The sequence below is a fragment of the Flavobacterium plurextorum genome (genome assembly GCF_002217395.1).
GTDB lineage: Bacteria > Bacteroidota > Bacteroidia > Flavobacteriales > Flavobacteriaceae > Flavobacterium > Flavobacterium plurextorum.
This window is the reverse complement of record NZ_MUHD01000003.1, coordinates 42,574-52,010: the sequence shown is the minus strand read 5'-3', so window position 1 is coordinate 52,010 and position 9,437 is coordinate 42,574. Positions and strand designations below refer to the sequence as shown.

General features: G+C 34.6%; 8 protein-coding genes. All 8 read right to left on the bottom strand.

What is annotated here, in order from left to right; genetic code table 11:
• Positions 1–77: 77 nt before the first annotated feature.
• A complete protein-coding gene (locus B0A81_RS01330; RefSeq protein ID WP_089056330.1) occupies positions 78–575 on the bottom strand; it encodes a 4'-phosphopantetheinyl transferase family protein in 498 nt (165 codons plus the stop codon).
• Positions 572–826, bottom strand: a complete 255-nt coding sequence (locus B0A81_RS01325) for an acyl carrier protein (RefSeq protein WP_089056329.1) — start codon at positions 824–826, stop codon at positions 572–574. Before B0A81_RS01325 ends, B0A81_RS01330 begins: the two co-directional genes overlap by 4 nt.
• Before the next feature lie 69 nt (positions 827–895).
• Positions 896–2,167 carry a beta-ketoacyl-[acyl-carrier-protein] synthase family protein gene (locus tag B0A81_RS01320; RefSeq protein ID WP_089056328.1) on the bottom strand — a complete coding sequence of 424 codons (1,272 nt, stop codon included), beginning with the start codon at positions 2,165–2,167 and terminating at the stop codon, positions 896–898.
• Entirely contained in the window at positions 2,164–2,601 is a 438-nt protein-coding gene (locus B0A81_RS01315) for a 3-hydroxyacyl-ACP dehydratase FabZ family protein (RefSeq protein WP_089056327.1), read from the bottom strand. The genes B0A81_RS01320 and B0A81_RS01315 overlap by 4 nt, the downstream gene beginning before the upstream one ends.
• Positions 2,602–2,850: 249 nt before the next feature.
• Complete coding sequence (locus B0A81_RS01310) at positions 2,851–3,903, bottom strand: type III polyketide synthase (RefSeq protein WP_089056326.1); 1,053 nt, start codon at positions 3,901–3,903, stop codon at positions 2,851–2,853.
• On the bottom strand, positions 3,900–4,613 hold the full coding sequence (locus B0A81_RS01305; RefSeq protein WP_089056325.1) for a methyltransferase domain-containing protein: 714 nt from the start codon (positions 4,611–4,613) through the stop codon (positions 3,900–3,902). The genes B0A81_RS01310 and B0A81_RS01305 overlap by 4 nt, the downstream gene beginning before the upstream one ends.
• Positions 4,614–5,741 carry an NAD(P)/FAD-dependent oxidoreductase gene (locus tag B0A81_RS01300; protein ID WP_089056324.1) on the bottom strand — a complete coding sequence of 376 codons (1,128 nt, stop codon included), beginning with the start codon at positions 5,739–5,741 and terminating at the stop codon, positions 4,614–4,616. It lies immediately after the preceding gene.
• A 221-nt stretch (positions 5,742–5,962) separates the two neighbouring features.
• Positions 5,963–9,178 carry a TonB-dependent receptor gene (locus B0A81_RS01295; RefSeq protein WP_089056323.1) on the bottom strand — a complete coding sequence of 1,072 codons (3,216 nt, stop codon included), beginning with the start codon at positions 9,176–9,178 and terminating at the stop codon, positions 5,963–5,965.
• Between the last annotated feature and the right edge of the window lie 259 nt (positions 9,179–9,437).

Below are 9,437 nucleotides of genomic sequence, written 5' to 3'. Positions count from 1 at the left end.
TTCCGCTCCTATGGAGCTTTTTTATTTGCCTTATTGAAATTCTACAAATAATTTACTCCACTGGCGTCTTATTTACTTTAAAGAATAGTCACCACTTTTTCAAATTGTCCGTGATGACTTATTGATACGCTCTGAATTGTATTTTGAGAAGTGAGTAAGTAGGGAATACCATTTTTATCTTTTAGAATAGAGTTTCTTTCGATTTCTGTCACATCATTTAGATTTTTTAAAATATTGACTGCAATAGTATGAATATGGTCTTTAGAAAGCGTTGTTTTGGTATAATAAACATTTTCAAAACAAGTAACAATGCCTGTAATAGTATTCTGGTTTTGTGATGTGATCGAACATACGAGTTTTTGCGGAATGTATTCCCTTATTTTGGTTTGTCGGTTATAAATTTTATAAGCCGCTTCTTTCATGCTCCAAAGCTGCCAAACCATAATTTCTGGATTTGGTGCATTTGAAACGAGCAATTGTTCCTCTAGTGTAAATAGTTTTTGTATAAAACCTTTACGCTGCCAGTTGCTTTCCTGTCGCGATTGCTGAATATCTATAACATCATTACCAATCATTTTTCGGATAACTTAGTTTCTATGATTTCTACGGCAGCTTTTACATTGAGCATACGTTCCATATCGGTATTATCAATTACTACATCAAAGTTTTCTTCGATATCCAGCACAATATCAACCAAGTTAGCCGAATTGATATTTAGATCCTTAATGAAATCAGTATTTTCATTAAGATTATCATACGCTTCGGTATTAGTTGTATATGGTTTTATAATCAATTTTAGTTTAGCGATAAGTTCTTCTCTGTTCATATTGGTTTTTAGTTTTGGGTTATGTTTTTTTTCAAATGAATTAGAATTATTACTATAATTTGTAATCTGCTATGAAAATTTCTTAAGGATTATACAGGCATTTACATCACCAAAACCAAAACTGGCTTTGGCAATTATAGTTGGACTAATTTCTATTGTTTTTAAAGGTATTTTAGGTGGATCAATCAATGCAGTAATTTCGGGATGAAGATCATTGCAATTGATATTTCCAAATATAAAGCCTTCATGAATCTGTAATATTGCGGCAATACTTTCGATACTTCCTGCGGCACTTAAGCAATGTCCGGTCATGCTTTTTAAGGAATTGATATACGGAAAATCATTTCCTTTTCGATCTAATGCTTTGGTCCAATTTTCAATTTCAAGACTGTCTTTTGTAGTTGCGGTAAGATGTCCGTTTATAGCATCAATATCAACTGCAGAAATTCCCGAATTATTAATTGCATCTGTAATGCAGCGTTGTACAGCTGTGCTGTTGGGAGCTGTCATACTTCCGTTACCGCGTTGACCGCCTGAGTTTACATTTCCTCCTAATATTTCAGCATAAATAGTCGCGCCACGTTCCAAGGCACTTTCTAAATCTTCAATTACTAATGCACCTGCACCACTTGCAGGTACAAACCCTGCAGCTGAGGCACTCATTGGTCGTGAGCCTTTCTCAGGATTATCATTGTATTTTGAACTGCAAACGCGAAGCGCATCAAATCCGCCCCAAATATAAGGTCCGCTGTCTCCAGTGCTTCCCGCCAGTATACGTTTTGCTTGTCCGGATTGAATGCGGTCGTACGCCATTAAAATAGCTTCGGTTCCTGTTGAGCAGGCAGACGAATTTGTGGTAATCTGATTCCCGAGTCCTAATTTACCGCCAAGATAAGCGCTAATACCGCTATTCATGGTTTGAGCCACAACAGTACTGCCTAATTTTCGAACCTCAAGTTCATCAATTTTATAAATGCTTTCGCGAAATTTATCAATTCCTGATGTACCAGAGCCAAAAATGATTCCACTGTCCCAATCAGGATCGTCGTTAATTTCTATAGCTAATCCTGCATTCTTCCAAGCTCCGATACCTGCAATAACACCATACAAAATACCTGTGCTGTTAAAACCACGAAGTTCCAGTTCTGTAAAATACTGCGCCTTTAATTCTTCAGAGATTTTAGGTTTTCCTGCTATCTGACAAGAGAATTGAAGTTCTTCCAACTGAGTATCGTGCCGAATTCCTGATATTCCGTTTTTTATGGCGTGACTAAATTCGGTGATTCCAACTCCGTTTGGAGCGGCAACGCCTAATCCTGTTATTACAACTCGTTTGCTCATAATTTATTTGTAATCATACCAGCCAAAACGCCTTTACAAACTTCTTGCCCGGCTTCGTTTGTCATTACTACATCACATTTTAATTTTCCAAATCTGAAAAATGTTTTTTGAGAAGTTACTGTTACTTTTTCGTTTGGATAAACAGGTTTTAAAAACTGCATATCAGCTGATGTAAAAGCAATTACGGTGTCTTTGTTAAAGTTATCCCCTAAGAGATAAATACCAAGACAGACCATGCCAATTTGCGCCATCGTTTCGGTGAGAATTACTCCTGGAGTTACAGGATTATCTTTAAAATGACCTTTATAAAAATCAAGATCTTCTTTAAAAGTATAAGTTCCAATAACACTATTTTCATCGACCTGAAGTAATTCATCTACAAATAGAAAAGGTTTACTGTATGGTAACTGTGCTATAATATTCTCTAAGATCATGATTTATTTTGTTTAATGATTTGATGTTTGATTGAACGCGGATTTTACGGGTTTACTTCGTAAAGACGCGGGTTAAAACAGATTTTTTTTTATTCTATAGCCCAGGGTTGAAACCTTGGGCAATGTTTATAATTTTCTGTTTACAGTTAAATTAGAACAAAAAATCAACGTTTTTCAATTTTAAAATCCGTTTAAATCCGCGTTTTCGCGAAAGCGAATCAGTAAAATCCGCGTTCGTTTTATGCAATATTACCATTGCAATAAAACTCGTTGTGCCGAGAATCCTGGACCAAAACTGAGCATTAATCCTTTTTCTCCTGCTTGCGGATTTTCGTCCATAATTTGTTCTAAAACGTATAATACTGTGGCACTCGACATATTGCCATACTGTTTAAGTACTTCTTTAGTTGAGTTTATGTTTTTTCCTAATTCTGAGAAAAGTGACTCCACTTTATTAATGATCTTTTTTCCGCCAGGATGGAATATCATATGATCTATATTTTCAATTTTTAAATTATTCTTTTGTAGAAACGGATGAATAATATCTTCAAAATGGGAGGCAATAGTTTCAGGTACTTCTATATCGAGAACCATTTTTAAACCATTATTTGTGAGTTTAAATCCCATCATATGTTCAGCATCATAAAAATGATACATTTCTTCATCGAGTATTTCGGGACCAGAATCTTCTTCGTAGGAGGACAATAAACAACAAGCTGCGCCATCGCCAAAAATAGCAGCACTTACGATATTGGGCATTGAAAAATCATCAAGCTGAAAAGTTGCTGTTGGCGATTCTACAGCAATCACTGCAGCACGTTTTCCGGGATTGGCTTTTAGGAAATTTTTAGCATAAATTATTCCAGATATTCCTGCCGCACAACCCATTTCGGTTACTGGAAGCCGCACAATATCTTGCCTTAATTTCATTTTATTGACAAGATACGCATCTAAAGACGGAATCATTATTCCGGTACAGCTTACCGTAATGATATAGTCTAAAGTTTCGGGATTCCAATTGGCTTTTTTGAGTGCTTTTTGCAAAACCTGTTCGCCCAGTATGATAACTTCCCGACTGTAAATATCATTTTTATCTTCAAACGAGGTTGCTGTAAAAACGGATTCAGGATCCATTATTGAGTAACGTTTGTCTACGGCGGCGCCTTCAAATATTTTTTTGACTTTTTTTATGAAGCGTTCGTCTTGTCCATGAAGCCAACTTTCCAGCATTGGAATTATTTCGGACGTTTCTCTTGAATATTGCGGTAGCTGCTTGGCAACTGTTACTATTTTTACACTCATGTTTTAGTAATTATCCATTGATAGCGAAATGCCCATTTCCAGTTTATGGTATAGTTTTTTAAGTTTAGTTTTTTTGAGAATTCTTCCAGATCACTTTTTTTAAATCCTCTTAAAATAGATACTAGTCCATCTTCACGCGACATTTTATTCAAACTAAAAAGAACACAGATCAATTCAAAAAGGTGATAAGCTAGTTTGCTGCGATGCAGGTCGTTAATAATAATTCCAACCTCAACATTATTATTAAAGGTAGTAATTATATTTAATATTTCGACATTGGTAAAATGATGTAAAGTCAAGGTACATAATACAATATCATATTTTAAATTTTTAAATTCTGGACTGAAAATGTCTTCGCAGGAATATTGGATGTTAGGATATTCTCTAGATAAATTTTGGGCATATTTTATTGTAAAAGCGTTTGCATCAATGCCGATAAGTTTAAATTTGAGATTATTTTTTTTTCCAAATTTGGCCAGTATTCGCAGCATGTCACCATTGCCGCAGCCTATATCAGCAATTGTTATTGTTTTGGCAGTATCTGTCTTTTTTAACAATTGTTTTATTCCGTGAAGAGTAAGTTTGTTGCCGCCAAGCAATTGATTTATACGTGCAATTTGGTCAAGTGCAGCTTGAAGTTCTTCTCCTTGAAGAGAAAAATCATCCATAATCTCAGGAGCGAGTGTTCTATATTGAGTGCTTACGGCCATTTACTGAATTGCTATTGTTTTGCCATGTGTTTGTTTTATTATTCTTGATATTACTTTAGGAAACGTTGCAGCTATTGTAACAAGTATGTTTGTAATCGTTTTATGAGTTAAGATTTGGGCTAGAATTCGGCCCCAAAGCATTCTTTTTCCAAAATGAATATTCCATTCTTTGGTATATTTTTTTTCTAATATTTCACGAGACATCTGCTGTCCCGAAAAATATTCTAAGATTAATTCTGATGCAATTTTGGCACTGTGAATTGCCATCGCCATTCCGTTGCCGCAAAGCGGATGAATAAGTCCGGCTGTATCGCCAATCATTAAAATATGGTTTTCAACAGCTTGTTTTTTATCAAACGAGATTTGACTTATGGTTAACGGTTTGTCAAAGAGTATTTTACTGTTTTCAAAAATGGCTTTAAGATGTTTGTTTTTATAAAGTACATTTTGCTGATAATCGTCAATGTTTTTGTATTGTTTGAAGGTTTTATAATCTGCCAGATAACAGATGTTTATGACGTTGTTTTCGACTTTAGAAACTCCGCAATAACCTCCTTTAAAGTTGTGAAGCGCAACAAGATCATCGTCTAAACTTCCAGAATAGTGTGCTTTTACAGCTAACCAAGGCGATTTTTTATGAATAAAGCTTCTTGTCAAAACTTGATCTATGTTTGATCTTTTTCCAAAAGCACCTAAAACTATTTTAGTATTAAAAGTTTGATTTGAAGTATTTATGGTAAATGTATCGTCGTTGAAAGATACGTTAGTAACAGTCTCATTAATAATAGTACAATTATGGGCTGATGCTTTTTGATATAAGAAATTATCGAGTGTATATCGGCTTACGCCAAAACCTCCTAATGAAAGTGGTGCAGAAGCTTTTTTCGCGTTACTGGCGGTAAATTCAAATTTTGAAATGCTGGTGGGATTTAGTTCTGAAACATCGGCGCCAAGCCATTGCAAATAGGGAAGAATTTCATTAGAGATATATTCACCGCAGACTTTGTGTCTAGGATAACTGGATTTTTCGATCAAGATTACTCTTAGTTTCTTTTGAGACAAATGTATAGCCGCAGTCAAACCGGCTAGTCCGCCGCCAATAATGAGTACATCCGGATTTGTTTCCATATCACCAATTTAAGCATTAAATCTTAAATAATGATGGAGGTGTTAAATTTATTTCGACTTAATTTTAGAAGTTGATTATACTGATTTGCTGTCGCAAAAACGCTGATTGAAACATGTTTTAAATGATTACTCAATTTGACGCATATTTAGATAAAAAAAAATCCCTCAGTTCCATTAAAGGTGGAACTGAAGGATAATCAAAAAAAATCAAACAAAATCTTTTAGAACGAATATCTAAGTCCAAGCTGTCCTTGGAATCTTGAGGCTAATTGATCTACAGTATATGGTGCTGACGTAGGTTTTTGGAAAGTATAAGTAGGATCGCCAGTAGCAGTTCCGCCAATATTTCCTGATTTTGTTAACCCAAGACTTGCTGTTGAATTATAGGTATTTGGAACAAAATAGCTTCTTCCCCAATCTTTGTTGATTAGATTTCCAACGTTTGCCATGCTGAAAGAAATTTGGAATGTACCAACTTTGTTAACTTTGATTTCGTCCATTAATTTCAAATCAGCTTGAATGTTCCATGGTGTAGTATCGCCATTTCTTTGTGTGAATGTTCCTCTTCTGCTTTTCAAATAATCATGTCCGTTAATGAAAGCTTCGTAGTCTGCAACTTGCTGTGCCGCTGTAGCTGAAGGAACTCCTGCTGCATTTACTCCAATATATTTCGCTGCTTCTGCTGCATCTTTAAAAATATAAGCCAATCCTGCTGCTTGTCCTGTTCCTGCAATTGTTGAATTTACAAATCCCCAAGAGAATGGATTTCCTGATTGTGCATTAAAATATACGTTTGCAGAGAAAGTATTATTATCAGCAAGTTTTACAGCATATCCAACATTAGAAACAATTCGGTGTTTAATATTGAAATTCGAAGTTGCTAATTGTGGATCATTTGGCGTTAATGATTGGTTCATTTGAAAGTTACTTTCCATTGAGTTACGAATTCCGTTTGTAACATCTTTAGAATCTCCGTAAGTATAAGCTACCATGAAGTTAAGACCAAAGTCGTAAGTTTTCGTAATCATTTCAGTAATGCTGTATCGATATCCTTTATTTGTATTTGAAAGTAAGTAAGCATTTGAAAATGCAGGATTGATGTTTGCAGCGTAAATAGGCATTTGATGATTTGTATCGTATGAGAAATAATACGGATTATCTGTTTTATTTACTTGTTGAAACTCTAGGTCACGAATTACTTTTGTATACATTCCTTCAGTAGTAAATTTATAACCGTCGATAATTTTATCAATTGCAAGTGTATTTCTTAAAACTGCAGGCATTTTGAATTTATTATCAATTAAATCTGCTTGTACTTTTGGTGTTGCATCGTGATAACCGTTTAAACCATTAGCTTTTAAAGGATCTCCTGCAGCAGCAACTTGCGCTGGAGTTAGATTGTTTTTATCGTAGCTTCCGTAACCTACACCATCATTATAATAAGCATATCCTAACCATGCAAAAGGAACTCTTCCTGTAAATACTCCAGAACCACCTCTTATAACTAGAGTTTTGTCTTCGTCTACATTATAAGTAAATCCAACTCTTGGCGAAATTAATGCTGTACTGAAGAAGTTGTTTTTTATTTGGCTTAAAGGCGTGTAAGAATATGTAGTTCCATAGTTTGGATCGGCAGGAGAGTTTTGAACTTGCGGGCTTAAGTTTGGCTTAGTCGGCATATCTGTATAATCAACTCTTACTCCTGGAGTAACTTTTAATTTACTGCCAATTCTAATTTCGTCTTGTACATAAACACTGTAAAGGTTTACTTTGAATTTTGCATAAGGATTATTAAAGATCTCATCTCTTGTTGAACCGTCGAACGGATAAGTACCACGAACACGAGTAGGCAGTTTGTTATAGAAATCTGCAAGAGATTTATAAGAAACTCTTCCGTTAAGAGCATTTACAAAACCGTAGTTAATATCGTAGAATTCGTTGTGTGTTCCAAACAATAAAGTATGATTTCCTGTTTTGTACGTTAGGTTATCAGTAATTTCAGTTGTGTTTTGTTTCATATTAAAAACAGTCGCTTCACGATCATTTCCTAAGAATATTGTTCCTCCATTATAACCAATTTCTGTTTGGGGAAACATAATATTGCTTGATTTTGGATCACGATAATCTTTAATAGCTGAATAACTTGCAATGAAGGAGTTTGACCATTGGCTGTTGAAATGACTTTTGAATTCTAAAACAGTACTGACAGCTTGATTTTTTTGTGTAAAATCCATACTTGAGAATCTAAAGTTTGCCGCATCACGTTCTAGGTTTGAAGCTTGAGAAACTACTGTGTTATTTCTTAATGAAAGAGAATGTTTATTGCTGATTTTCCAGTCTAATTTATTGAAGAATTTTTGACTTTTAGAAAAGTTGTTGTACGAACCATATGTTCCTGGATCAAAACCGTAATTGGTTTTAACAAAATTTGATATTTGTTCTGCGGTCGCATTATCGATCAACGAAGTTACTTTTCCGTTTGCATCTGTTTGTCCTGCATTGTAAAATAAAGGATCAGTTCTTTCAGCATATTCCATATTGGTAAAGAAGAATAGTTTGTCTTTTACAATTGGAAGACCTAATCTAAAACCAACTTGGTAATCTCCAAAAGCACTTGGCATTTTTGAGCCGTCCCCTGCATTATTAGGTCCCGTGATTGCGGCGCTTCTTCCGTAGCTGTAAATAGATCCGCTTACTGTATTTGTACCGCTGCGAGTAACGGCATTTACGCTTCCTCCTAAAAAGTTTCCTAGTTTAATATCGTAAGGAGCAATATAAACTTGAATATCTTGTATTGCATCTAGACTTATTGAGTTTGAGCGTGTACTGCTTCCCGGCATACCAGAAGTACCAGATTGACCGCCTAATGATGGACTGAAACCAATTGCATCATTATTGATAGAACCATCTATAGTTACGTTGTTGTATCTAAAATTGGTTCCTGCAAATGAGTTGTTTGAACTTTGCGGAACTAGTTTTGTAACATCCTGAATTCCTCTGTTGATTAACGGAAGACCATTTACTTGTTTTTCGTTAATACTAGTTCCGTTATTTTTAGAAGAAGGTTTTGAGCTTGTAATAACAACTTCTGCCAATACAGTATTATCTGCTTTATTTACAACAATAGCAGGTAAATCGTTGTCACCAAGAGCTAAATGTATATTTGCATTTGAATAATCTTTAGTGTCTGCACTTTTAATTTCTAATTCATAAGGACCTCCAGCACTTAAATTCTCGAAACTGAATCGGCCTTGTTTGTCAGTTACAGCTTTGTAAACTGAGTTTGTAGGTAAATGAGTAAGAGTAACTTCGGCCTCAATTAAAGGACCTGTTCCGTCATTAACTTTTGCAGTTAAAGATGAAGTTGTAATTTGAGCAAAAATGTTTCCTACGGTAAGGAGCATTAAAGCCGAAAAAAAGAGTTTTAGTTTTGTCATTATTTTTAGTTTTTATTTGACAAAGAAACTCAGTTTGTTTCGATCGGATTTAACGCTTTTGTTAACTTAAAATCATAAAACTATTCAGTGTTATCTTAAAATTACTAAGGTGTTATATTAATGAAAATGATTTAACTCTTTAAAATCAATACTTTATGTAAAACAATGAAAATTAATAGATTAGAGTTAGGTTTAAAGTAGATTAGAAAAAGATTAGAGTGTTAAGCCAGTGTTACGGATTGCAAAAAAGAGTGAAGTA

Bases quoted from the DNA above. Each gene is read 5' to 3' on its own strand.
- B0A81_RS01320 (WP_089056328.1), bottom strand. From the start codon at position 2,167: ATGAGCAAACGAGTTGTAATAACAGGATTAGGCGTTGCCGCTCCAAAC.
- B0A81_RS01300 (WP_089056324.1), bottom strand. From the start codon at position 5,741: ATGGAAACAAATCCGGATGTACTCATTATTGGCGGCGGACTAGCCGGT.
- B0A81_RS01330 (WP_089056330.1), bottom strand. From the start codon at position 575: ATGATTGGTAATGATGTTATAGATATTCAGCAATCGCGACAGGAAAGC.
- B0A81_RS01295 (WP_089056323.1), bottom strand. From the start codon at position 9,178: ATGACAAAACTAAAACTCTTTTTTTCGGCTTTAATGCTCCTTACCGTA.
- B0A81_RS01305 (WP_089056325.1), bottom strand. From the start codon at position 4,613: ATGGCCGTAAGCACTCAATATAGAACACTCGCTCCTGAGATTATGGAT.
- B0A81_RS01325 (WP_089056329.1), bottom strand. From the start codon at position 826: ATGAACAGAGAAGAACTTATCGCTAAACTAAAATTGATTATAAAACCA.
- B0A81_RS01315 (WP_089056327.1), bottom strand. From the start codon at position 2,601: ATGATCTTAGAGAATATTATAGCACAGTTACCATACAGTAAACCTTTT.
- B0A81_RS01310 (WP_089056326.1), bottom strand. From the start codon at position 3,903: ATGAGTGTAAAAATAGTAACAGTTGCCAAGCAGCTACCGCAATATTCA.